Genomic DNA, 24689 nt, shown 5'->3' with positions numbered 1-24689 from the left:
TCGCGTTCAGCCGGCGCCGTGCTGGGAATTTTTTCGTTGACGGGTACGACTAGTCTTCGCTTCGCCTACCGGCACTCTGGAACCATCGGCGCGATTGCGAGCAGTCCCTGGTGACCTGGCCACGCCGCTGCGCACGCCACCGCCGCGTCGCCGCGCGAAGGCGAGGATGGTGTCGTAGAGCTGTTGCGCGGCTGGTGACAAGACCAACCCGCGCCGGCGGATCAGCCCGATGGTGCGCGTCACCGCCGGCTCTACCAGCGGAACGCTCGCCAGTGTGGGATGCTCGCCCGGAGGCATAGCGAGGCTTGGCACCGCTGCAATGCCAACACCCGCTTCCACCAGGCTCACGATACTCATCACGTGCCGCACCTCGCAGAACGAGCGAGGAAGATCAGGGGTTTCCGCCAGCGCCAGGTCCAGCAGAAAACGGTTGCCGCTGGCCTTGGCGACCGTCATGTAGTCATAGGCGCGCAACTCGGCCCAGCTCACCTGCCGACGCCGCGCAAGCGGATGGTCGCGGTGGCAGGCCAGCACAAAGCGCTCCTTCAGGATGGGTTGGAAGGCAATGTTCTCCTCCTGGGCACCGATGTAGTTCAGGCCGAAATCCACCTCGGCACGCGCCACGCTGGAGAGCACGTCGCTCGCGCCTTCGTCAGACAGGCGGATATGGATGCCCGGATACCGCTCGTGGTAATCGCGCAGCACCTCGGGCATGAAGTGTCGAACCGCGGACGGCACGCACGCGATGCTCACCTCGCCGCTCATTCGCGTGGCCACCTCGGTGAGCCCCAGCAACGATTCCTCGAAGTTGTTCAGCACCTCGCGTGCCTTTCGGGCGAAATCGCGTCCGAAGGCCGTCAGGTCCACGCGTCGGGTGGTGCGCTCCAGAAGACGTACGCCCAGATTGCTTTCAAGCTTGGCGATGCGACGCGACAACGCCGGCTGCGAGAGGTGGATATCCTCCGCAGCGGCGCGGAAGTTGCCGCGTTCAGCCACGGCGACAAAGGCGCGAAGATCGCTGATTTCCAGATTCATGCGTCCGGTGCATCAATAGGTGTGGTATTTGCAATTCTATCGCAGCCGTTTCCGGTGCAATATCACAGCGGGCGGAGTCAGAACGCCCGTTTCCAGAAGAAAAGCCGCACGACAACAATCACAATCGACGGAGGAGAATCGCATGACCTCGTTTAACCGCCGCGCCGTACTGAAGGCCGGTGCCCTTGCATCGCTTGCCGCCACGACGGCAGGCTTCTCGCGTATCACCATGGCCGCTACTGACGCTGCAAGCCAACCCGCCAGCGGCGCTTCCGCCGGCGCTTCGTCCTCCGGACAGGGCGTGACCCGCACCCTGGCGCGCTATATCGTCGGCGCGCGCTATGAGGATCTCCCCGAGAACGTGCGCCGGGAAGGCACCCGCACGCTGCTCAACTGGATCGGTGTGGCCGTGGGCGGCTCGCATCACGAGACCGTCGATCGCGCGGTATCGGCCCTCACGCCGTTCTCGGGCCCGGCTCAGGCCGGCCTGCTGGGCCGCCACGAACGCTTCGACATCCTGAATGCGGCCTTCATCAACGGCGTGTCGAGCCATATCTTCGACTTCGACGACACGCACCTGAAGACCATCATCCACCCCGCCGGTCCGGTGACGTCGGCGCTGCTGGCCTTGTCGGAATATCACCCGGTGTCGGGCACGGACTTCCTGAATGCCCTCGTGCTTGGCGTGGAAACCGAATGCCGTATCGGCAATGCGGTCTACCCGAATCACTATGACGTGGGCTGGCATATCACCGGAACGGCCGGTGTATTCGGCGCAGCCGCTGCGGCCGGCAAGGTGCTCGGGCTGAACGAACAGGAGATGGTGTGGGCGCTGGGCCTCGCGGCATCACAGCCCGTGGGGTTGCGCGAGTCGTTCGGCTCGATGAACAAGAGCTTCAACCCGGGCCGGGCGGCCAGCAACGGCCTTTTCGCTGCCATTCTCGCGAGCAAGGGCTACACCAGTTCGGACGCCATGATCGAAGCAAAGCGCGGTTGGGCCAACACCATCAGCACGAAGCAGGACTACAACGAAATTACCAGCGGCCTCGGCCAGCGCTATGAAGCCGCTCTGAACACCTACAAGCCGTTTGCCTGCGGCATCGTCATCCACCCGGCCATCGATGCAGCCATCCAGTTGCGCAATGAATATGGGCTAAAGGCTGATCAGATCGCGAGCATCGACCTCAAGGTGCATCCGCTGGTGATCGAACTGACCGGCAAGAAGACACCCCGCATTGGCCTCGAAGGCAAGTTCAGCGTCTATCACTCGGTCGCCGTGGCCATCATCGAAGGCGCGGCCGGCGAGCGCCAGTACAGCGACCGCGCGGTACAGGACCCGGCCGTCATCGCCCTGCGCGACCGCGTGAGCGCCACCATCGATCCGAAGATCAAGCCCGAGCAGGTCGATATGACCATCACGATGAAGGATGGCCGCCAGTACCACAAGTTCATCGAGCACGCCGTCGGCAGCCTGGAAGTGCCGATGAGCAACCAGCAGCTGGAGGCCAAGTTCCTCGACCTGGTGGCAGGCATCCTGCCCGACAGTCAGGCGCGCGAGTTGATCAATGCGTGCTGGAACGTGGAAAAGCTGGCGAACGCCGCTCAGATCGCCCGGCTGGGCGTGGCACGCGCCTGAGTGCGAGCAGGTCGCCATGGGGCGTGCACCGCCACGCTCCATGGCGACGAGAGAGACATTCGAGACGTGACGCTGCCCGCCGGCGCATCGGGACACTGCGTAAGCATCTGATCAAGGCCGTCTGGAAGAGCTGACGGTGGTTGTCAAATAGGGTGCCCGCAGAAATATTCTGCGGGCGCGCAATTGGAACAACCTGACGATGTAGTGAGGCACGGCATACAGGGCTTCTTCTATCGCCGGATCTGTCAAGAATTCGAGCAAGCTTTGTGAAGCGCGTCGAGCCTGCGCACTGGATCGGCCACATAGGGATTTGACTCGTCCCACGCGTAGCCGGCCAGCACGGCGCTGATCATGCGGCGGATCCCGGGTGTCTGATGCGGGTAGTAAATGATGTCCTGCAGTTCGCCCGTGTACCAGCGCTCGACGAATGCGCGGAACGTTTCTATCCCCTTGCGCAACGGCACGTCGTATTCGGCCAGCCAGTCTACTGCTTCACCGCCGAGCGCACGCTCAAGCACCATGACCGCCTGGTGTGCCGAACGCAGCGCGATGGTGACGCCCGACGAAAACACCGGGTCGAGAAACTCGCCCGCGTTGCCGAGCAGCGCGTAGCCGGGACCGTGCAACCGTTCCACGTTTGCCGTGTAACCGGTGATCTGGTTCACCGGCAGCAGGAACGGCGCGTCTCCGATCAGACGATTCAGCGTCGGCTCCTCGCGAATCAGCGCTCGCAGGCGCGTCTCGCGCTCCGACTCGGGGACGTCGAGAAAAGCGGGCTCGGCGACACACCCCACCGAAGTACGCCCGCCCGCGAGTGGAATCATCCAGAACCATACGTCGCGACGCTCGGGGTGCGTTGCGATGTATATCTTGTTGCGATCTGAAGCATCGAGCGGCAGCCCGTCACGCACATGACTGAACAAAGCGGCACGCGTCGGCAGACTGGTCGGCGCCTCCAGATCCAGCAGGCGTGGCAAAACGCGGCCGAAGCCACTCGCGTCGAGTACGAAACGCGCGTGTACGTCGTAGCGCGACTGGCTCTCGTCGACGACCTCCAGCACTGGCGCATCGCCCGTGCGCATTCCCAGCACCGTATGGCCGAAGCGCACTTCTGCGCCCTGCTGCGCGGCGCTGCCGATCAGCACCTCGTCGAATTTCGCGCGCTCCACCTGATACGTCGTGCCCCAGCCCGCCGAATGCTTGTCGCGGAAGTCGTACGACGACGCCTTGTCGCGCCACACGAAACGGGCACCATTCTTGTACTGAAAGCCAGCCTCCACCACCGCCTGCAGCATGCCCGCTTCTTCGAGGTACGCCATGCTTTGCGGCAGAAGGCTCTCGCCAATCGAAAAGCGCGGAAAGTGCTGCCGCTCCAGCACAAGCACGGAACGTCCGGCCTTGCGCAGCAGCGCAGCAGCGACCGCTCCGGACGGGCCGGCGCCAATGATCGCCACGTCCACGACTTCGCGACGGATTGATTGGGTCTTCATTGTTTCTTCAATGCTCTGTTTCATACGTCCCTTTCGTCCTGCACATCCAATACGCGCGCCGCGTGAGTTCGTGACGCTGACACGCTTCGTGCCGCCCTCGTCATTTCAATACCCGTTGTCGTCGGCGACCGGATATGCACCTGGCCAGAGCCGCCTCGCGGCCCGATGCGGCGCGTGGTGCCACGCGCCGCGCACAAACGATTTACTTCGCCGCCTTCAGCGTCACGACGTCGCCAACGAGCGCCACACCCGCGATCACCGCGCCCGCACCACACGTAAACTCGGTGGCGCTCGCGCGCAGTTCGTTCTTGTAGTTGCTCTTGATGTTGATGACGGCGTTGCCGCCTTCCTTGCGCGCGCGCTCCTGCAGCTCTACCACGGCTGAAAGGAACACGTGCTGGCAGGCCTGTACGTCGCTTTTGCCGAAAGCGTTCGTCTTCTTGTTCGTGGCGAACTGGCCCAGTGATTTCTGCACGGCCGGATGCGGCTGATCGGCGAAGTACAGCGCGATATCGTCGCCCACCTTGCCGGGCTCGCTCTTGAGCGCATCGCCGACAGGGTAGGTATTGATCGAATCGCGCGCGAACGCATGCGACGTCGCGAAAGCGGCACACAGCACGGAAAGCATCCACAGCTTTTTCATCTTTTTCTCCATGGGGTTAATGGGTGTTCAGGACCACGAGTTCGCCCTTGACGACGATAGCCACCGCACTCGGACTCAGGCCACAGGTGTAGTCAGTATCCGAATCCGACTCGGTGCCGTGAAAGCGCGTCTTCACGTTGATCACGGCGTTCGCACCCTTCTGCTGTGCGTCCGCGCGCAGCTTGCCGAGCGCGTCGGCGAGTCCCTTGTTGCACGCATCCTCGGGGCTACCGGCTGGCCGGGCGATACGTACGGAGTGCGACGCGTTGCCGACATGACGCGCGATCTCCGGATGCGGCTGCGCGCCGAAATAAATCGCAACCTTCGAACCGGCGTCCTGGCTTGCCGCCGCGTTCGCAGTTGCAGCGGAAGCGACCGGCTGCAACGGCAGCGACCTGGTCTGCGTTCCGCAACCGGCCATCGTCAGGCTGACGATGGCGGCTGCGCCAAGCGTGAGAAACGGTACTCTCATGGTTCTCCTTCTTGTCTTCAGGGTTGGCTGAAACATCACGTCTTATTCCAGGCGTGAAAAAACCAGGCTGGCGCAACTGCCACCGAAACCGAAAGAAACCGACATCGCCGTATCAATGCGGACATCGCGCGTTTCGCACACAAGTGGGAAGCCGGCGGCGCCCGCATCGAGTTTTTCGATGCGCCCGGCACCCGCGATGTAGCGATCACGCATCATCAGCAATGTATAGATGGCTTCGTGCACACCGCATGCGCCCAGCGGGTGACCGGTGAGCGCCTTCGTAGAAGAAAACGCGGGCACGTCCTCGCCGAACGCTGCACGCAGGGCGTGCAACTCTTCTATGTCGCCCACGGGCGTCGAGGGAGCGTGGGTATTGATGTAGTCCGGGCGGCAGGCGGCTTCTTCGAGTGCGGCGCGCATCGCGCGAGCGATACCCTTCGCGCTCGGTGCGACCATCTGCGTGCTGTCGGTGCAGTGGCCGAAGCCGGTCAGCTCCGCGTAGATACGCGCGTTGCGCGCTTGCGCGTGTGCGAGCGACTCGAGCACGAGGACCCCAGCGCCCGATCCAATCACGAAGCCGTCGCGGCGCGCGTCATAGGGCCTCGACGCCCGCGCGGGTGTCTCGTTGAAGCCGTGCGACAGCGCGCCCATCGCGTCGAACATCAGCGTCATGTTGTCGTGGAGTGCTTCGCTCCCGCCCGCGAGCATGATGTCCTGCCGGCCCGTCTGGATCAGCTGCATAGCCTGACCGATCGCGAGCGCGGAAGTCGTGCAGGCCGACGATGGCGAATACACAACCCCTTCCACCCCGAACACGTAGGCAAGATTCGCCGATGTCGTGCTGCCCATCACCTGCGGCACCGTATAGGGCGGCACGCGGTCCACACCGCGCGCGTTCGCGGTCGACAAGGCCGCGTCGTATGCCGACAACGTGCCGACTCCAGAGCCGACCACCACGCCGACCCGTGGACCGCGCAACGCGTCGACGTCGAGACGCGCATCGGCGATGGCGCTGCGCGCGGCATGGCACGCGAAGCGAGCCGTATCGCCCATGAAGCGCTCGGCCTTGCGCTCGAACGGCACTTCGCCTTCCACCGACGCAACCGCCGCCACCTGGCTCGCGAAGCCGCGCTCGCGCCACGACGCGACGTGCGAAATTCCGCCACGCCCATCGCGCAGCCGGGCGGAGACGCTGTCGAGCGTGTTGCCGAGGCAAGAGACGATCCCCATGCCCGTCACGACGACGCGCCGCAAACCGTTCGCTGATGACGATGTCTGCATGCTCACCGGGCTCGCGCGAAGATCAGCGAAGTGTTCACGCCGCCGAAAGCGAAGTTGTTGCTCATGACGTATTCGGCGTCGATCGCGCGAGGTGCACCCATGATGTAGTCAAGCGGCGCGCAGGCAGGGTCGACGTCAGTCAGATTGAGCGTGGGTGCATACCAGTTCCGCTTCATCATTTCGATCGTCCACCATGCCTCTATCGCCCCACACGCGCCGAGCGTATGGCCGATATAGCTCTTTAGCGAGCTGATCGGCATGCGCGCGCCAAAGGTCGCTGCGGTGGCGAGGCTTTCGGCGACGTCGCCGCGATCAGTGGACGTGCCGTGCGCATTCACGTAGGCAATCGCTTCGGGAGCCAGTTCCGCGTCGGCGAGCGCCTGACGCATTGCGACCTCCATCGTCGCCGCGGTAGGCTGCGTGATATGCGCGCCGTCCGAATTGCATCCGAAGCCCACCACTTCCGCATGAATGCGCGCGCCGCGCGCAACGGCATGCTCGTATTCTTCAAGTACGAGCGTTGCCGCGCCCTCACCCACGACGAGTCCGTCACGCGCGACGTCGAACGGACGGGGCGTGAGCTGGGGATCGTCGTTGCGCGTGCTCGTGGCATAGAGCACATCGAACACGGCCACTGCAGGACCCGAGAGTTCCTCGGCGCCGCCCGCGAGCATCAGCGTCTGCTTACCGTGCGCGATCATTTCGTACGCGTAGCCGATGGCCTGGCTGCCCGAGGCGCATGCGCATGAGGTCGGGACGATGCGCCCCTTCAGGTCCCAGAAGAGGCCCACGTTCACGGCCGTTGTGTGCGGCATCATCTGAACGTAACTGTTCGACGTAACATCGCTCATCGAGCCTGTTTCGAGCATCTTGCCGAACGCGCGAACCGGCTCGACCGAGCCGGACGAAGACCCATAAGCCACGCCCATGCGGCCGTCCTTGATCGACGGGTCGTCCAGCAAGCCCGCGTCTGCCAGTGCATATTCGCTTGCGCGCACCGCGTAGAGGGATACAGGACCCATCGAACGTGTTTTCTTGCGCGGATAGTGACCGGGCGTCTCAAGCTTCGGTATCGGGCACGCAAGACGCGTATGCAGCGACTCGAAGTAGTCCCACTCGTGCACCCGCTGCACCGCGTTGACCCCACGCTTGAGCCCGGCTTCAATCTGATCCCACTGATCGCCGAGCGCGGTCACGCCGCCCATGCCAGTAATGACGACGCGTTTCATCAGATCATCCCGCCGTTGACGCCGATGACCTGGCGCGTGACATACGACGCCGAGTCGGACATCAGGAAGCCGACCACGGCCGCCACTTCGGCGGGTTGCCCCACACGATTCATCGGCACGGCCTTCAGCGCCTGGTCGAGCGGCACGTCGTCGAGCATGCCGGTGTCCACAAGCCCCGGCGCCACGCTGTTGACGGTGATGTTGCGCGTGGCCAGTTCCACAGCGAGTGCCTTCGTCGCGCCGATCAGGCCGGCCTTGGCTGCGCTGTAATTCACCTGCCCGCGATTTCCCGTCACGCCCGAGACCGAGGCCACCGTCACGATCCGGCCACCCTTGCGCGCACGCACCATCGGCATGATCAGCGGATGCACGACGTTGTAAAACGCGTCGAGGCCCGTTTCCAGCACGATGTCCCAATCTTCGTCGGTCAACGCCGGGAACGCGGCGTCTCGCGTCACGCCCGCGCAGCAGACAATGCCGTAGTACGGGCCATGCGCTGCCACGTCCGCTTCGAGTGCCGCGCGGCACGCTGCGCGATCGCGCACGTCGAACTGCAGAACCGTGGCCGTGCCGCCCTGTGCGGCGATGCCCGCCGCAACGGCCTGTGCTTCGCTAACGCCAGTGCGGCAATGTACGGTGACAGCAAAGCCGTCCGCGGCCATCTGATAAGCGATGGCGCGGCCGATACCGCGGCTGGCTCCGGTAACAAGAACACGCCGGCTCATGATCCGTAACTCTCCTTGATGAATGTCTGAAAATCGCGCGGCTGGTACACCTTCACCGTGGCCTCGGCGCATAACGCGCCATCCTGTTCGATCGTGCAGTCGTAGGCACCGTGGCCTTCTTCGCTGCGCAGCAGTTCTTTGACCGTCACGCGCAGCGGCGCGCCGCTCGCGAACGCAGGACACAACGCCGCATAGCGGCGCGTGCCGAGGAGCACGCCTGAGCGCACCGGTTTGCCCTCGCGCATCGACAGCAGGCCCACGTGGGCCGCGATCGCCTGCGCCATCAGTTCGATGCCAATCCATGCGGGCATCGCGCCCTGCGCGTCGGCGTACCACGCATCGGCGCGTACGGAGGCATCGGCTGTGAGCGACTCGTCGCTGCACGCGGCGACCGAGTCGAGCAGCAGCATCGTGCCGCGATGGGGAATAATCGCCTCGATCGACGGGAAAGCGCCGCCGTGCGCAATCTCGCCTGGCAGTGGAAGGATGGACTGGTTCATTGTCTCGATCACCGCCCGAGTATTAGTGAAACGTTGCTGCCGCCGAACGCGAACGAATTGCTCATCACGTATTGGCGCGCGGTGCCGCGCGGCAGGTGCCTCACGTCTTCCACGAGATCGAGCGCCGGCAGCGCCGGATCGGCTTCGCCGTCCCACAGATGGCGCGGCAGCGCCACGTCGTCGCGTGCGAGCGTGAGCCACGCGAGCCCCAGTTCGCTCGCGCCTGCGGCGCCGAGCGTATGACCCGTCAGCGGCTTCGTTCCGCTCGCGGCAACGCCATTGGGAAAAACGCGCGCCATCAGATGCGCTTCCATCTGGTCGTTCTTGAGCGTCGCGGTTGCGTGCAGATTGACGTAACCGATCGCCGCCGCGCTGACGTCAGCGTCCGCGAGCGCTGCGCGCAACGCGAGTTCGCCGCCCGCGCCCTGCGGATCGGGCGCCGAGATATGGTGGGCGTCGCTCGACTCACCCGCGCCCGCCAGCATCACCGGCCCCTCCTCGCGGCTCATCAGGAATACCGCCGCGCCCTCGCCGATGTTGATGCCGCGGCGTTTCGCGCTCATCGGATTAGTGCGCACGGGGCTCGTCGATTCAAGCGAGGCGAAGCCTTGCAGCGTTAGTTCACAAAGCGAATCGACGCCGCCAACGACCACCGCGTCGCACAGGTTCGCCCGCAGCAGACGACGCGCGGCAACGAAGGCCTTGGCGCTCGACGTGCATGCCGTGGAAATCGTGAACGCCGGGCCGCCCAGATCAAGTGCGGCAGCGGCAAACGGTGCGGCCGTGCCGATTTCCATCTGGCAGTAATCGAAGGGCGCGGCTGGCGCCGCGTGGTCCGCCGGCTGCGCGAACGCCATCTCCGCGGCGCTGATGCCCGACGTGCTCGTACCGAGCACGACGCCGATGCGGCCCGCGCCGAATCGATCGCGCGCCGAGTCGATCGCGGGCTGGATCTGCGCCAGCGCAGCGAGCAGCAAGCGGTTGTTACGGCAGTCGTAGCGCCGCAGCGATGCGGGCGGCGCTACGTCCAGCGGTGCGTTGACACTGCCGGCGAAAGCGACGCCGGTGCGTGTCCGTATCGGGCCCATGCCGGGTGCCTCGCCGCGCGCGAGCGCACTGACGATCGAGGGCACGTCGTCGCCGAGCGCGTTGACCATGCCGAGCGCGTGCAGATAGACAGGGAGCCCCATTACGCCTTTCTCCTTTGAATCGAGGGAATGCCGATAGGCGCGAGCATGACGGACACCATGATGCCGAGCGACAGCGTGGCGCCAAAGCTCTTGAGCGCGGGCATCGAACTCATGCCGAGCATGCCGAACGACAGCAAGGTCGTGGTAGCCGACAGCAGCACGCCTGTCCATACGGCGCCGTGATCGGAAGCGGAGCGCATCGCGCCTTCGCGCAGAAAGACTGCGTAGTTCGCGCCCACGCCGAGCACCAGCATCAACGCCAGCAGGTGGAAAAGATTGATGGCCACGTGCAAATAGCCGAAAACGCCGAGCGTCACGCCGATTGCGAGCCACACGGGCATCATCACCGCGATTGCCTCGCGCCAGCCGTAGCGGACCATCAGAAGCGCAAACACCAGAGTCAATGCGACGGCCAGCCAGATGGCGCCGTCGTGCCGATAGACACCAAAGAGCCGCGACACGCTCGCGGCTTTATCGACGAAACTCACACCGGGCAACGCCTGTGCGACACCGAGCAGCGCCGGCTCGTTGGCGAGCGTCACGCCTTGCGGAATCACAACTGCGACGAACGCGCCGGGTGTGCTCGCGGAGCGCCCAAGCCAAAGATGACGAAATGGCTGTGACCAGGGCTCAGCGAGCCAGTCCTCCACGCGCAGCACCGAAGTGCCCGACGACGCGTAGGCGGCCGGCCACGCTTGCGCCACTTCGTCGCGAAAGCCAGCTGCGCCCAGCATCGCGCGCAAAGCGGACGGATCGTCGAACACGTGTGCGTCCAGCAAAGCATGATCGGCCCGCTGCTGTCGCGCGGACGGCACGAACGACGTCACCGACTGCCAGCCGCTCACCGCCGACGCGCCGGTGAGTGCTCCGATACGCTCGCACAGAGCTTCGGCACGCTCGAGCACCATCTCCGGCGTTGCGCCGCGCACGACGAAGAACTGCGCGCTGTTCTCCACCCCTACCGCACCGCTCACCTGGCGCTCCTGTGCGACGAGCGCCGGATCGCGCTGGATCAGCAGATGAATGTCGTCATCGCTGCGCAACTGCAGCCAACCCGGCACGGCGACGATCACGAGCACGAGAGCAACGCCCCACGCACGCCGGCCGCCGATCAGCGCGTGCCATCTCTTGAGCGAGGAGGCGGCCACCGCGAACAGCGTCCGGGGACTGCTGCGCGGCGGTTGCGTCATCAGGCCAGGCAGCAGCCCGATGACCGAAGCGAAGGCGGTGAAGATGCCAACGATGGCAAAGCAGGCGATCTGCCTGAGCGCCGAAAACGGCGCAAACGCCAGAATGGCGTAGCCGAGCAGGCTCGTGCTCAACGCCACCGTCAACGCGGGCAGCACCTCCCGCGCGCCTCGCTGCGAGTCCCAGTTGTGCCGCGCGCCGAGGTACACGACGAAGTATTGAATCGAGTAGTCGACGGCCTCACCGATCAGGCTCGCACCGAACACAAGTGTCAGCAGATGAAGCTTGCCGAAGACAAACATCGTGATTGCGAGCGCGAAAAGAATGCCGAGTGCGGTCGAAAGGAAGCCGAGAAAGATCAACCGCGGCGAGCGGAAGATCCAGAGCATCAGCAGCGCGATGCCCACCGACGTCACGATACCGATCACGTGAACGTCACGCTCCGAGGCGCGGCGCGCTGCCTCGGCATAGAACACCGCGCCAGTGCGCGCGACGGTGACATCGGGCCACGTGACCTTGAGTGCCGTCTCGCCGCGTGCGACGGCAAGCAGCACGCTTCGCTGAACGTCCGCATCGTAGGCAGACGCGGGCAGCGTGCCGACGACGAGCACGCTCGTGGTGGAACCGTGGTGCGAAACCAGAAGGCCGTCCTCGACGGTCAGATTCGACGCTGCGAGCGGAAGTCCAGCAAGCCAGTGCTGAAGCCAGCCGAATGGATCCTCGGAGAGCGATGTCGCGAGACCCGCGGCCGGTAGTCCGTATAGTCGTTCGGCAAGCGCGCCGCGCAGCGCCTCGGCCCCACCGGCAACGCTCGCGCGGTCTTCGGCCGTGAGCAGACCAAAACGGTATGGCGAGTAGAAACGCGTGATGCGGCCCAGATCGAACGGTGGGACGCGTGCCGTCACCGATGCGAACGCACGGCTCGCTGTCAATGCAGCGCCGAGTTGCTCTGCGGCCGCCTTCGCGTGCGCCGCGTCGTCACTCGACACGAGCAACACAGCACGGTTGCCGAGTGCGCCTGCGAGCTGGTCCACCGCTTCTTCTGCCACGGGGTCGGCCTCCGTCGCAGGCAACAGCGCGAGCAGATTCGTCTGCAAAGGCGTGGGCCCCGCAAAGCGCACGGCGCAGTAAAGCGCCGCCGCCACAGCGAGCAACAGCCAGGCCGCGCGCAGGGCCCACTGCCGCCAGGGTGGGGTTGCGGAGCGAAGCTCGGGATAGTCCACTATCGCGTTCCGAAATTCTTCTGGTCAGCGGGCGTAAGCTCGTCCACCTCTTCGCTGCCACTGAAGTCGAACTGCGTGACGTCGCCGTTTGCGAGCGTGATGCTCAAGCTCTTCAGGAAATCGCCGCCGTCCATCTGTATGGCGCGAAGCGATTGCGCGATCTGCGGCTGGCGCGGCACGAGGCGCATCTGCCACCGGGACTGCGAGCCGCTCGCTTCCACGTCGAACTGCGAGTACAGTGCGCTCAGGTCACCGCCAAGCATCGCGCGCATCATCTTCGCAATCTCCACCGCACCACGCGAACCCTGCGCCGCACCGTTCGAGAGGCGCGCACCTCCCGCGTCGATCGCGACGATCCCGCTGTCGCCTATCACCCACGTTTTCCGGTATGGCGTATCGACCTGCCAGATCACGCCACGGTCGCGGAAGAAGAGCAGCGACCCCACGCTTACTAGCGGTGCCTTCATCGCGGCAAGCTTCTGCGTCTGCGTAAAGCGCGCACGCACGCCCTTCGCACGTGCGAGGCGTGCCGTGATCTGCGAGACGAGCGCGGCATCGCTCGTGCTCACGCCCGAAAGCGCCGTCTCGGCCCGCGCCGGCATCCACAGCGCCTGAAGCACAATCAGCGCTGAGACTACCGCGCGTCGTTTCAACGTGCCCATGCGCGCTCCAGCTTCTCGAGCACGATGGGCGGCGACACGTATTGCAGCTCCTGCGTGGCGGCATCCACCGCGACCTGAATCGTGTAGCCTTTGGTAAGCCTCACGTGCGAATCGCGATCGAAGATTTCGTAGCCGATTTTCAGGCGATTGTCGTACTCAATCAGTTGCGCGCAAACCTCTAGCTGCTGACCATAAACGGCAGGACGCACATATTTCAGATGCACTTCCACCACGGGCCACACATAGCCCGATGCCTGCATCTCGCGATAGTCGTAGTCGAACTTGCGCAGCAATGCCGCGCGGCCAAATTCGAAATACTTCAGATAGTGGCCGTGCCAGCAGACGTTCATTGCATCAACGTCATGGAACGGCACCTCAATGTGCGCGCTCGCGCTCAACATTCCTGAAACCTTGCCCGCCTCACTCATCGTCTGTCCCCGTGGTTCTGCGCGAGAAAGTCGCCTGCGGCGATCCGTTTCGTCATGGCGCGCAGTTCATGTTCGAGCGCGCGATCCTCATCGACGAACGCAGATACAGCACCCACTTCCTCCATGAAGCGGTAAAGCGGCTCGGGGACCACTGTCGCGACATTGCTGCGCAGACGCAGCCGCGCAGCCTGCACCGTGGCGAGCGCATGCGCCGCCGCGACCTGCTCGGTCAGTTGCAGCACGCGCAGACAGTCGCGCGCCGCAATCGTCCCCATGCTCACCTTGTCCTGGTTGTGCGCTTCCGTGGACCGGGAGAACACACTCGCGGGCATCGTGTGCTTGAGTGCTTCCGCCGTCCACGCGGACGACGAAATCTGCACAGCCTTGAAGCCGTGATTGATCGCCGCACGTGCGGCGCTCGCGCCGGTCAGGTTACGCGGCAGACCGTTGTTGAACTTGTCGTCGACGAGCAGTGCAAGTTGTCGATCCATCAGATCGGCAAGGTTCGCCACGGCAGCCTTCAGGCCATCCATGGCAAACGCAATATGACCGCCATAGAAGTTTCCCCCATGTAGCACGCGTTCGCCATCGGGGTCGATCAGAGGGTTGTCGTTGGCGCTGTTCAGTTCGTTCTCGATGTCACGGCGCATCCACGTCAACGCGTCGCACGCCACGCCAATCACGTGCGGTGCACAGCGAATCGAGTACCGGTCCTGAAGGCGGTGACCTGGCGTGTCCGGACGCCCGGCGAGATCCGCGCGGATCCAGGCAGCCGCTACGCCCTGCCCGGCATGCGGCTTGGATTCGAAGATGAAAGCATCGAAATGCGCAGCACGCCCGTCGAGCGCCACCGTCGCGAGCGCGGTAAGACGCGCGGCGAGCCGCGCGAGCTGCGTGGCACGCGCGAAAGCGAGACACGCGAGGCCGGTCATCACTGCCGTACCGTTCATCAGCGCGAGTCCTTCCTTTGGCGCAAGCGTTATTGGCTCGCGGCCGAGCGCGATCCACGCATCGCGCGCGTCGCATGACGCACCCCGAAACTGGACATCGCGCTCGCCCACCAGCGCTGCCGCGACATAGGAAAGCGGAGTGAGGTCACCACTCGCCCCGACCGATCCTTCGGCAGGAACACGCGGAAGCACACGATGATTGATCAGGTCGGCGAGCCGTTCGAGCAACACGGGACGCACGCCCGACAGCCCATAGGCCAGCGAATTCAGGCGGGCGGCGATGACAGCGAGCACCGACGCGTCATCCAGATACTCGCCCATGCCGCAGCCGTGATAGCGCGTGAGCTGCAACGGCAGAGCCTCGACGAGCGTCATCGGCACATCGACGACACAGGCGTCCCCGTAGCCCGTATTGACTCCGTACACGGTCGCGCCCGCCGCCAGGTGGCGACGCAGAAACTCGGCGCCGCGCTCGATGCGCCCTCGCCAGGCCGGATCGTCGCCAAGCTTTACGACGGCGCCATGCCGAGCCACCGCCACGACGTCCTCGATCGTCAAACGGCGGCCGCCGATCACTACGGCCTCAGGTCTGACCTCGTCGTCGTTCAGGTCATGTTCGGCCACGCGCCTCCCCATTGGGGCGTGCCCAAAAGTCGTAAAAGTTGAACCATTGATAAGGCGCCTTGCGACAATAATGTTCGAGGCGCGTCGCAAAGCGCTGCGCCCACGCGGCGATATGGTCTGCGCGAGCGCGCCGCGGCAATTCGATGCGCTCGGCAAACGACTCGAAGTAGAGCCGGTAGCCGCGCCCCTCTTTCAGGCAGAACAACAGAAAAACGGGGCACGCGAGCACATGCGCCAATACATAGGGACCCTGCGCAAATGCTGCGGTCTCGCCGAGAAACCGGGCCTCGGTCGTGCGTCCTGTTTCGCTCGCAGGCGTGCGGTCACCGACGATGACGAGCAATTCACCGCGCTCGATACGATCCTGCATCATTAGCACCGTTTGCGGACCGAAGTCGCTCACCTCAACCAGACGCCGCGCGAAATCGTGATGGGCGCCAGCCAGCACACGGTTGAAGCGTTTCGCGTGCTCCGTGTAGACGATGGCCGTCACCTTCGTTTGCGCACCGCGCACGGCGAGCGCCCGCGCCATCTCCAGATTACCGTGATGCGAACCGATCACCAGCGCACCGCGGCCACTCGCGATCAGTGCGTCGAGCGCACTCGCGTCGTCGATCTGCACGTCGGCCTGAGCGACCCGGCCGGACCAGGCAGCCAGCTTGTCGAAGCCGGCTTGCGCGAACGCGAGCATGTGCCGGTAGGTCGCGAGCCAGCCGGGACGCGGCGTCCGCTGTTGTGGTGAGCACTGCGACAGTCGGTCGAAATAGCGCCGCGATGCTTCGCGGGCGGGACGGGCGGTGAGCAAGAAGTAAGCGACGATGGGGTGCAGCCAGAGCGACGTAAATCGACGGCCGAAGAGGCGGCAGCTCCAGGCGAGCAGCCTCATGCCAATGCGGCTGCCGCGCTCTGCGGTCTGCCACCAGGGCGTGCTGCGACGGCCCCCGTTCGTTTGTCGCGGCAAGGCCTTACGCGCGAGCAGAAGCGGCAAACGTGCGAGCATGCCGGCAACGAGCCGTGTATGGCTGCGGCTGATGCGGATGTTGTCCCACAACACGTCAAAGTGCGAGACGCCGTCGGCCGCGTATTTGACAGCGGTCGCGATCGAAACAAATTCGACACGCCGCCAATGCAGGCGTACGAGGATCTCGATGTCGAAATCCATCCGCTCTGGCAGCTTCACGCTGTCTATCAGCGAGCAAGTTGCGTCAAGCGGGTACAGCCGGAATCCGCACATCGAATCGCGGATCGTGAACGAGAGCGTTTCAATCCAGACCCAGACGTGGGTCGCATAGCGTCCGTAGAGGCGTGATTTCGGCACGCTTTCGTCGTACACCGGCTGGCCGATCACGATGGCGCGCGGATTCTCTTGAGCGGCTGCGAGAAAACGCGGGACGTCCGCGGCGTCGTGCTGGCCGTCGGCGTCGATCTGCAACGCGTGCGTGTAGCCCGCGTCGCGCGCCGCTCGCAGTCCTGCCATCACAGCCGCACCCTTGCCGCTGTTCACGGGAAGGCGCAGCAGCGTAAGCTTTCCGCTGTGCCGCCGCGCGAGGTCCGCGAGCACATGCTGGGTGGCCTCGTCGCTGCCGTCATCCACGACGATAAGGTGCAGGCCGTGAACGATCAGGTTCGCCACGGTGCCGCCGATAGCGTCCTTGTGGTTGTAAATCGGAACGACGATACAGGCAGCGACGCTCATGCGGGCTCCCGGTACACGATGACGCCAGACGCGCAGTCGCGCTCGCCAAGACGCCACGAGAACGAAACACGCCGGCGCGCCGCGTTTTGCGTCAGCGTGAGCTTGAGCAGAGCGCCCGGCGGCACCGGCGCCATGAACTTGAGCTGCTCGACCGAAGCGAGAATGCGAGCTCCCGGCACCCACTCATTCGCGAGCCGCAGTGCCCAGTCGACCTGCACGACACCAGGCAGAATCGGCATGTCCGGGAAGTGCCCCGCAAAATGGACGAGCGTGTGCGGCACGCGCAATTCGAATGCGGGCCCCTCGGCTTCGTCCCACTCTGCCAGCAGTTCGAAACCTTCTTCGCGCGCGGCGAACGCACGTGCAACCGCCTCCGCTGGAACCTTGCCGCGCGCATCGACCGGCAACGCGCGGCAAACACGCCAGTGCCGCGGGAGTACGACCGCGTCGAACCAGGCGGCGAGGTGGCGGCGCAAAGCCTTCAGGAAAGCGACCCGACCGTCGCGGCGCAGCGTCTCGTGCCCCGCTTCGGAGAGCACGACGAGTGCGCCGACGCGCTCGCGCGAGCCACCTGCCAGTAACACGGTCCTGACTTCGGCGACACAGGGATGCAGCAGCAGCCTGCTCTCGATCTCGCCGAGCGACACGCGCTTGCCATCCAGCTTGACCACGCGATCAAGACGCCCTTGCAGGCGAAAGCGCTCGTGCTCGTCGAACGTCGCCTTGTCCTCGGTACGTTGCCAGTCATCGTGACCGAGATGCGGCGACCGCACTTCGAGCGCGCCCCCTTCGGCCGCTGTGCCCGCGCGCACTTCAATGCCAGGCATTGGCGTCCAGGCATCGACTTCGTCTTGCCTGCGCCAGGCGATACCACCCGTCTCCGTACTGCCGTAAATCTCCAGCGGCGCGGCCCCGAACGTGAGCGCGTAACGATTCGCAGCGTCGAACGACAGCGGGCCGCCCGAAGAAAAGAACGCGCGCGGCAGCGGACAAAGCGTCGCGAAGCCCGCCAGATCAGGCCAGCGGGAAAGCTGGGCGGGCGTCGAGACGACGACAGTCGCGGCACACTGCGCGCTGCGGACCTGCAGGTGCGCCGGATCGGCGCAAGTCGCGCGATCGAACGGCCGCCCGGCGGCCAGTGGCCAAAGCACACGAAACAACAGCCCGTAGATATGATGAGGCGGCACGCTCGCGAGCACTGTCGCATCGCCGAGTAATGCGCCCCACTGGGCTTCGAGCGTTTGCACCTCGGCATCGAATTGCGCGAGTGTCTTGTGAACCGCCTTCGGCGTACCGCTGCTGCCTGACGTAAAGAGCGTAAGCGATGCCTTCGCATCGATCACGTCGTCTGATTCATAGGGTGGAAACTGGACCGCGTCGGCGCACCACGCGGCGAGATCGCTGCCGTCCAGCACTGCGTCATACGCGTCGCTCAGTTCGGCGAGATAGCCCGGCGTCGGGTTCGCCGGAATCACAGGCACCTTGCCGGCCAACAGGAGTCCGAACAACGCACACGCGAAAACATAGGGATCGTCACTCCACAGCGCGAAGCGTCGACCGGGAAGTCGGCGCAAACGTGCTGCGATGCCAAGCGCATGCGCCCGAAACGTATCGAAGTCCGTCGTGTTCGCGCCATCCGCGCATACCACGGTTCGCGGCTCGCCGCGCCGCGCCACGAGAAGCTCGTGCAACGCAATCATGACGCCTCCCGCCGTGCAGCGCGCGGCAACATGATCCATCTGCGCCAGGCGATCTCGCCAGCGAGCAGCGTACCGATGATCCCGTACACGATCGCGCCGTTATAAAGGGACCATGCCTTCGCCGACCACCAGACGGCGGTATAGACAGAAAAAACGCCGTTCACGACGAAGAAGAGACACCAGAGCTGCGTAACGCGACGCGTGTAACGCACCACGTGCGCAGGCGGATCGGCATAAGTCATGCGGGCGAACCGCTCGACCATTGACGGGCCTTTCACGAGGGTTGCGCTGAATGCGACGAGCAGCCCGAGATTCACCAGAGAAGGGTACAGCCGCATGACGAGCGCGCTGTTGGTGAGCACAATCGCCACCGAGGCAACATTCAGCGTGACGGCCACGGCCCAGTCCACCGCCGTCAGTTTGCGCAGTGAAGCCGCAAGCGGACCCGTGCCGGCCGCGCGCTGCAGCCAGAGCAGCGTGAGCAGCAGCAGGCCGACGAAGCGCGGTGAACCCCAGCGCCACGCGCACAGGATCACCACCGGATAGGCCAGCTTCGCAAGCGTCGCGAGCAGACGCCGCGCGCCACCGCGCGTGGCGGGCTTCACCGGGGGCTCGTCGCCACGCAGGGGACTCACCATCACGAATTGTCTCAAGCCTGGGTCGCGAGCAGGGACTCGACGGCGGAGATGACATCGCTCACCGTTCGCACCGACTTGAACTCTTCCGGCTTGATGCGGCGGCCCGTCATTTCCTGGAGCTTGATGGCAAGATCGACGGCATCGATGCTGTCCAGATCGAGTTCCTCGAACAGGTGTGCCTCCGGCTTCACGCGCGATGGCTCGATGTCGAAGTTGTCCTGGAATATCTCCCGGACACGCTCGAGAATTTCTGCCTCGTTCACAATTCAATCCCCTTTGCCTGCAGTTGACTCGAGCGCCTCGCTTTCCTTGCGATGGTCCGCAACGAGCGCCGCGAGCGTGTTGATCGAGCGAAAGTGGCCGCGCACGTTTTCGTCGTCGGCAGCGATGGATAGTTGATAGCGTTGCCGCAGCACGATACCGATCTCCAGCGCATCGATTGAATCGAGCCCCACGCCGTCGGTGTCGAAAAGGGGTGCGTCGTCGTCGATGTCGGCGGGCGTCAGGTGCTCGAGATCGAGCGCCTCGATCAGGAGCTGCTTAATTTCCAGTTTTAAAGAATCCATAGTCGAACAGGTACTGGGTGATTTGTGCTTCGATGGTGCGTGTGACGTTGCGTGCAGCAAGCGCCAAGGGCATCCCGCCCGACGCAAGCTGCTCGACGCCGATAGGCGCCAGCACGTTCACGGTCATGCGGAATGGCCGCTCCGGCACGTTGTACCAGCGCATCTGCTTCGTAAAGGCAGGTGGATCGCAGTTGATGAGCACGGGTTGAATCGGCACGCCGGCCTCCAGCGCCGTATGCGCGAAGCCGCGAGAGAATGCGTGCAGCCGGTTAGGTGCCGGGCTGCGCGAGCCTTCGGGGAAAATGATCAGGCTGTATCCACTCGCGAGTTGTCGCACGCTATCCTCCACGAAGCCCACAGGATCGGCATTGCTCACGTACTCGGCAGCCCGCACGATCCCCCAGAGGCACGGATTGTTCCAATGGGCACTTTTGACGACGCAGCAGGCAGAAGGTATGAGCGAGAGCAGCACCACCACATCCAGGTAGGTGGGATGGTTCGCGACAACGATAACGGGGGTGCGTGAGCGCAGCGCGCTCGCGCCGGCGACATCCAGTTCCATGACGCCGGTGCGCTGCATGGCGTCCACGAGTGCACGGAAGAACCAGTGAATGAGGATCGTGACGACGCGATGCCGCGAAGCGCGATGTGGCCAGATCAACGCGAGCGGAAACGCGAACGCCGAGAAGAGCAGCCCGCAAATGCCGAACAGAGTGAAGCTGAGGGCCGTGGCGAAAAACCGCCAGCCGTAGTCAAGCCGTGCCAGCATGCCAATTCCACCGCCACGTGCCACCGCTACCCTGCCACACCGCGCAATCTCCTCCGCTCAGGCAGTGATGCAGCGCTTCGCTCTGCGTCGCGAACCTGGGGCCTTGCGCGCTCGCGCCCTGCGTGACCGAGCACGCTAGCCGGCCCTGTGGCGCCTCGTTTGCGTCGAGCAGCAACGCAAACGCGCCACGCGCGACTTCGTGCTCTATCGCACCGTAACGCGCGTCGGCGGGTTCATCGGCGTAGACGATCAATATCGGGGTACCGGGCTCGTCCGCGTGTTGCGCATAGGCTTCGAGTAGCGCATAACCGAGCGTTTCAGCCCCGGCCGATATGGCCGTTGCCGCCGAGCGGTCCTGCCGGGTGATTCCGAAGAGCCCCGACATTGCGTTAAGCACAGAAAGGCTGAACGCATTCGGCGAGACAGGCTTGCCCGTCTCGATGTCGCGCAAGATGTCCGTCGTCCGGCGCAGCTCCCCGTGCCTCGACGCGAAAACAACGCGTGTCTTCGTCTGTGCATCGACGCAGTCCATCGCCACCTTCAAGGCCATCCGCGAAAGGGGGCTCAGCCGACGTCGCATCAACGGATCGACGAATGCCACTTCAGGCGGACTGTCGGACGTGGAACACCACGAGGACCATCGCGCCACAGGCAAGGACCACGACAATTCGGACATAAGGGATGGGGGGGCGGCTATCACACCTGTGGGCTCGCGACCCGAACGGCGTATTTGTATTGTTCCTCGGCCCGCTAATTCGCAGGTCGGACTTCTAGTCTATCCTTTAACGGCATTCTCGGCGAATTATTTAGGGTGAGCTTCAAATATTTTTAAAGATTTTTCAGAATTAAGACTTCCATTGCAAGCAAAGACTTAGTTGAGCAAGCAACAGGATACTGCGGAGTGAGGCGGCGCCAGATGCGATCCACGGCGCATATTCAGTCTGGACGTGCCTCGTTAGCGAGACACGGAATCTAGCGACGGCTGAAATCGTCACAATAGTCGAGATGTCACCGCGGCGCCTATGTGGAAAGTCGGCGGGATTAAATGCAGGCGTGGTCATTGGCGCTTCGAACCATATTGAGCTGCATTAAGTACACGCAGGTCAAAATATGCATGCACCGGAGTAAACCGTAGAATGCGCAACCAAGGGCAACGTTTCGCCATTGTCGGCAACAGCGCTCTGTTCGTTGCTTCCGATAACCCCGCTCAGGATGCTTCTTCCCGCTGTCTCATGCTTTCCAGTTCAACCGCCGGGCTGATGGCCTCGAGCTGCGCCATTGTCCTGCTCTTGCCCGGGCCAACCAACACCTTGCTCGCCGCTGCCGGTGTGAGGCAAGGTCTGCGACGCTCGGCGCATCTGACCGCCGCAGAACTGACCGGCTACCTTGTGTCGATTTCCCTATGGGGCATCTGCTTCACACATGCATCGCATTCGCTGAACTGGCTGCCAAAGCTTCTGCGTGTTGCCAGTGGAGTCTATCTTGCGTGGCTCGCCATCCGCATGTGGTTCGCGGCCAACTCGATCGCGACTTCGACAACCAGTGTCATTGGCTCGCGCACGTTGTTCAGCGCGACGGTGCTAAATCCAAAGGCCATGCTGTTCGCTGGCTCGATCTTTCCGCCTGCAGCGTTCGCGAGCCTCACGACATGGCTCGAAGCGATGGCGGTCTTCACGGCGCTGCTGATACCCATTGGCCTCACGTGGATCTCGATTGGCGCCGCATCCGGCAATGGCCGTTTACCGCACGTTCGTCCCGCGCTGGTCCAGCGTTGTGCGTCGGTCGTCGTTGCGGCTTTCTCCATATCGCTGATCTGGTCGCTCGCACGCTAGTTCCCCGGCAGCGTTGAACGCGATACTGGAGTCAACCAGACCGCCAGACTTTTTAGGTGCGCCGTTGGCATGTTCGCCAATTGCCGGCATGTCGCGTCGATCACCATCGTGTAACGTTGCAGTGAAGCGCGATGCGGCCAGACCATCGCCACCGGAAACACGATCGCCGAGAAAAGCAGCCCGAACAGCTCCTAGCGGCGAAGGATCGACAGCGGCGTACGAGAGGTAGAGTTGATCAGCTTCGCGCAATCTGTCGAGCACTTGCTTGCGCAGCCGATTCCATACAAATCAACAATACGCGCACGCTGACGAGCTGACGCGCGACGCCATAGAGCTAGCGTACCTCGCAGGGCAACGGCCGCCGGACACGCTCAACTACGACGAACGCGACCTCAGGGATGGTTTCCTGTTCATCGGCCAAGGTAAGACCGGAAGGAAGCTGCGGATGGAGGTCGTTGGCGAGCTCAAGGCGGTCATAGACCGGATCAAGGCACGCAAGGCAGGCTACAAGGTCGTGAGCACGGCCCTCGTCGTCACGGAGACAGGCCAGCGGATGACGCTGCGCACTCTACAGTACCGATTCAGAACTGCACGCGTAGCGGCAGGAATCCCGGCGACGGATTTCCAGTTCAGGGATTTGCGAGCGAAGGCGGGAACGGACAAAACGGACGCCAAAGGAGACATCCGGCAGGCGCAGAAGCATTTCGGGCATGGCTCGATCTCCATGACGGAGCACTACGTCAGGAAGCGTCGCGGAGAGAAGGTGGGACCGACCCGTTAGAGAGAATTGCGGAGCGAAATTTCAGGCGGAAAAACCGCTGAAACCCTTGGTGGGCCGGGTGGGAGTCGAACCCACGATGTCCTTTCGGAGGCGGATTATGAGTCCCCGGCAAAATCTTTAAGTATTACTGACTTACGAATGATGCGGTTCCGCAAAAGACCGGAAAATACCAGCCTAGGGGCCTTACCCAGCAAGGTGGCGGGAAGAATTGCGGAGCGCTTTCGGAAGTAAAGATCCAGCAGTTTCGTCGATCTGGCGTTGCGAACGCGGAACCGCATCAGCTTCATCACGGATCGTCCCCTCGGCGGACCAGCCGCGGCGTACAGCCCAAACCGGTCATCCGACGTCAGCGCCCAGGACAACTCGCCCATGGTGACTTCGATCTGAATCATCTCCGTGGCGTCGCCGCCCAGGAAGTCCGCGTCCGTAAATGAGAACCCCAGAGGAAAGTGTTGCTTCTATGCCGACAAAATTCGAGGGCAATTGCCCCTGTCTCATCCGGTGAACGTACACCGTACGAACGGCGCCATTCGATGCTCGCCATCGGTCAACCGATCTACACACGATCGCGAAACTCGTGTTGTGCTTCCCAAGGTATTTCCGGCTGCGCCCGGCAGCGAAGCGCAGCTCCGAGCTACCGATCAAGCTCACTGCGTCGACTACGCGGGTATTCCCGTCGCACCACTACGCCGAGGGATGTTGGTCACTGACCGCTTACCCTGCAACGCCCGGGCGGCCTGCGGCACACGGGCGAGGTCTGGAACGGCGGGCCCATCCGGGAACGGAACCCTCGACACGGCAAAGGGGATGGGGTATTCGCGCGGAGCAGACGCCGCGCACCGACAGACAAAGGTTGAAAAAGTTAATACTTCCACTCCGAAATCTGTCCTCGCTCACGGTCCTGAAGAATTGAATTCCATCCGTTGCCCGCCGACAACGGCACGACGCAGCGATATGGCTATAGTCGCCCTGCCCCGGCAAAAGAAGTACTTCCCATATTTCAATCGGCGGATAGTTGGCCGATGCAGGCCGGGGAAAGGAATGAAGAACGTGAAGATCATTTTCAAGAAAGCCCTGGCCGCCATTGGCGTACTGGGCGTATTCAGCGCAACCGCGCATGCACAGAGCAGCGTCACCCTCTACGGTTCAATCGACGCCGGTATCCTGTACCTGAATAACGCGGGTGGCCACAGTCTGTGGCAACAGAGCGGCAGTGCACTGTCGAATACCTATTTCGGACTGCGCGGCGCAGAAGATCTGGGTGGCGGCACGAAGGCAATCTTCAGGCTGCAGTCGGCTTTCAACATCAACAATGGCGGATTCGCCAGGAACGAGTCGCTATTCAACCGGCTGGCGTACGTAGGACTTCAGAACGACACCTACGGCACATTAACCCTCGGCCGTCAGTTCGACTCAGTGGTCGATTACCTC

General features: G+C 63.6%; 25 protein-coding genes. 4 read left to right on the top strand and 21 right to left on the bottom strand.

Features of this window, described 5'->3' with window-relative positions; translation table 11 throughout:
• Positions 1-6 precede the first annotated feature (6 nt).
• The gene (locus D1Y85_RS14075; RefSeq protein WP_124151670.1) at positions 7-1035 is read right to left on the bottom strand and encodes a LysR family transcriptional regulator; all 1029 of its coding nucleotides are present in this window, start codon (positions 1033-1035) and stop codon (positions 7-9) included.
• Between the two features lie 142 nt (positions 1036-1177).
• Between D1Y85_RS14075 and D1Y85_RS14070 the strand changes: the two genes are divergently transcribed.
• Positions 1178-2671 carry an MmgE/PrpD family protein gene (locus D1Y85_RS14070; RefSeq protein ID WP_124151669.1) on the top strand — a complete coding sequence of 498 codons (1494 nt, stop codon included), beginning with the start codon at positions 1178-1180 and terminating at the stop codon, positions 2669-2671.
• A gap of 245 nt (positions 2672-2916) precedes the next feature.
• Here the strand turns inward: D1Y85_RS14070 and D1Y85_RS14065 are convergent, their stop codons facing one another.
• The 19 genes from D1Y85_RS14065 to D1Y85_RS13975 form a co-directional block, all read right to left on the bottom strand.
• A complete protein-coding gene (locus tag D1Y85_RS14065) occupies positions 2917-4161 on the bottom strand; it encodes an NAD(P)/FAD-dependent oxidoreductase (RefSeq protein WP_185218984.1) in 1245 nt (414 codons plus the stop codon).
• Positions 4162-4363: 202 nt separating this feature from the next.
• Positions 4364-4804 carry a YbjQ family protein gene (locus D1Y85_RS14060; RefSeq protein ID WP_124151668.1) on the bottom strand — a complete coding sequence of 147 codons (441 nt, stop codon included), beginning with the start codon at positions 4802-4804 and terminating at the stop codon, positions 4364-4366.
• 16 nt (positions 4805-4820) lie between these two features.
• Positions 4821-5276: a YbjQ family protein gene (locus D1Y85_RS14055; RefSeq protein ID WP_124151667.1), complete on the bottom strand. Its 456-nt coding sequence runs from the start codon at positions 5274-5276 to the stop codon at positions 4821-4823.
• Between the two features lie 42 nt (positions 5277-5318).
• Positions 5319-6557, bottom strand: coding sequence for a beta-ketoacyl synthase N-terminal-like domain-containing protein (locus D1Y85_RS14050; protein WP_124151666.1), 1239 nt, complete (start codon positions 6555-6557; stop codon positions 5319-5321).
• Positions 6558-6559: 2 nt separating this feature from the next.
• The gene (locus tag D1Y85_RS14045) at positions 6560-7786 is read right to left on the bottom strand and encodes a beta-ketoacyl-ACP synthase (RefSeq protein ID WP_124151665.1); all 1227 of its coding nucleotides are present in this window, start codon (positions 7784-7786) and stop codon (positions 6560-6562) included.
• Positions 7786-8511: a 3-ketoacyl-ACP reductase FabG2 gene (locus D1Y85_RS14040; RefSeq protein ID WP_124151664.1), complete on the bottom strand. Its 726-nt coding sequence runs from the start codon at positions 8509-8511 to the stop codon at positions 7786-7788. The genes D1Y85_RS14045 and D1Y85_RS14040 overlap by 1 nt, the downstream gene beginning before the upstream one ends.
• Complete coding sequence (locus D1Y85_RS14035) at positions 8508-9011, bottom strand: hotdog family protein (protein ID WP_124151663.1); 504 nt, start codon at positions 9009-9011, stop codon at positions 8508-8510. Before D1Y85_RS14035 ends, D1Y85_RS14040 begins: the two co-directional genes overlap by 4 nt.
• Positions 9012-9019: 8 nt before the next feature.
• Complete coding sequence (locus D1Y85_RS14030; RefSeq protein ID WP_124151662.1) at positions 9020-10201, bottom strand: beta-ketoacyl-[acyl-carrier-protein] synthase family protein; 1182 nt, start codon at positions 10199-10201, stop codon at positions 9020-9022.
• Positions 10201-12612: an MMPL family transporter gene (locus D1Y85_RS14025; protein WP_185218983.1), complete on the bottom strand. Its 2412-nt coding sequence runs from the start codon at positions 12610-12612 to the stop codon at positions 10201-10203. Before D1Y85_RS14025 ends, D1Y85_RS14030 begins: the two co-directional genes overlap by 1 nt.
• On the bottom strand, positions 12612-13274 hold the full coding sequence (locus tag D1Y85_RS14020; RefSeq protein WP_124151661.1) for a LolA family protein: 663 nt from the start codon (positions 13272-13274) through the stop codon (positions 12612-12614). Before D1Y85_RS14020 ends, D1Y85_RS14025 begins: the two co-directional genes overlap by 1 nt.
• The gene (locus D1Y85_RS14015; RefSeq protein ID WP_124151660.1) at positions 13262-13702 is read right to left on the bottom strand and encodes an acyl-CoA thioesterase; all 441 of its coding nucleotides are present in this window, start codon (positions 13700-13702) and stop codon (positions 13262-13264) included. Before D1Y85_RS14015 ends, D1Y85_RS14020 begins: the two co-directional genes overlap by 13 nt.
• On the bottom strand, positions 13699-15276 hold the full coding sequence (locus D1Y85_RS14010; protein ID WP_246024908.1) for an HAL/PAL/TAL family ammonia-lyase: 1578 nt from the start codon (positions 15274-15276) through the stop codon (positions 13699-13701). The genes D1Y85_RS14015 and D1Y85_RS14010 overlap by 4 nt, the downstream gene beginning before the upstream one ends.
• Positions 15263-16972, bottom strand: coding sequence for a glycosyltransferase family 2 protein (locus tag D1Y85_RS14005; protein ID WP_124151658.1), 1710 nt, complete (start codon positions 16970-16972; stop codon positions 15263-15265). Before D1Y85_RS14005 ends, D1Y85_RS14010 begins: the two co-directional genes overlap by 14 nt.
• Positions 16969-18672, bottom strand: coding sequence for an ApeI family dehydratase (locus tag D1Y85_RS14000; RefSeq protein WP_124151657.1), 1704 nt, complete (start codon positions 18670-18672; stop codon positions 16969-16971). The genes D1Y85_RS14005 and D1Y85_RS14000 overlap by 4 nt, the downstream gene beginning before the upstream one ends.
• Positions 18669-19310 carry a COG4648 family protein gene (locus D1Y85_RS13995; protein ID WP_246024913.1) on the bottom strand — a complete coding sequence of 214 codons (642 nt, stop codon included), beginning with the start codon at positions 19308-19310 and terminating at the stop codon, positions 18669-18671. The genes D1Y85_RS14000 and D1Y85_RS13995 overlap by 4 nt, the downstream gene beginning before the upstream one ends.
• Positions 19311-19321: 11 nt before the next feature.
• Complete coding sequence (locus D1Y85_RS13990; RefSeq protein ID WP_124151656.1) at positions 19322-19573, bottom strand: acyl carrier protein; 252 nt, start codon at positions 19571-19573, stop codon at positions 19322-19324.
• Between the two features lie 3 nt (positions 19574-19576).
• Positions 19577-19876 carry a phosphopantetheine-binding protein gene (locus D1Y85_RS13985; RefSeq protein WP_124151655.1) on the bottom strand — a complete coding sequence of 100 codons (300 nt, stop codon included), beginning with the start codon at positions 19874-19876 and terminating at the stop codon, positions 19577-19579.
• Positions 19851-20645, bottom strand: coding sequence for a lysophospholipid acyltransferase family protein (locus D1Y85_RS13980; RefSeq protein WP_124151654.1), 795 nt, complete (start codon positions 20643-20645; stop codon positions 19851-19853). Before D1Y85_RS13980 ends, D1Y85_RS13985 begins: the two co-directional genes overlap by 26 nt.
• Positions 20629-21321 carry a beta-ketoacyl synthase chain length factor gene (locus D1Y85_RS13975; protein WP_124151653.1) on the bottom strand — a complete coding sequence of 231 codons (693 nt, stop codon included), beginning with the start codon at positions 21319-21321 and terminating at the stop codon, positions 20629-20631. Before D1Y85_RS13975 ends, D1Y85_RS13980 begins: the two co-directional genes overlap by 17 nt.
• Before the next feature lie 556 nt (positions 21322-21877).
• Between D1Y85_RS13975 and D1Y85_RS13970 the strand changes: the two genes are divergently transcribed.
• The gene (locus tag D1Y85_RS13970) at positions 21878-22477 is read left to right on the top strand and encodes a LysE family translocator (protein WP_124151767.1); all 600 of its coding nucleotides are present in this window, start codon (positions 21878-21880) and stop codon (positions 22475-22477) included.
• A 265-nt stretch (positions 22478-22742) separates the two neighbouring features.
• Positions 22743-23258, top strand: coding sequence for a tyrosine-type recombinase/integrase (locus D1Y85_RS13965; RefSeq protein ID WP_246024907.1), 516 nt, complete (start codon positions 22743-22745; stop codon positions 23256-23258).
• 95 nt (positions 23259-23353) lie between these two features.
• Here the strand turns inward: D1Y85_RS13965 and D1Y85_RS13960 are convergent, their stop codons facing one another.
• Positions 23354-23650 carry a hypothetical protein gene (locus D1Y85_RS13960; protein ID WP_124151652.1) on the bottom strand — a complete coding sequence of 99 codons (297 nt, stop codon included), beginning with the start codon at positions 23648-23650 and terminating at the stop codon, positions 23354-23356.
• A gap of 667 nt (positions 23651-24317) precedes the next feature.
• On the opposite strand from D1Y85_RS13960, the gene D1Y85_RS13955 reads away from it, so the two are divergent.
• Positions 24318-24689: porin (locus D1Y85_RS13955; RefSeq protein ID WP_425466933.1), on the top strand; the 372-nt coding region annotated here is incomplete at its 3' end.

The organism is Paraburkholderia dinghuensis, assembly GCF_003837865.1.
Classification (GTDB): domain Bacteria; phylum Pseudomonadota; class Gammaproteobacteria; order Burkholderiales; family Burkholderiaceae; genus Paraburkholderia; species Paraburkholderia dinghuensis.
Note: the sequence above shows the minus strand (reverse complement) of the source record. Positions and strands in the feature narration are given on the sequence as shown.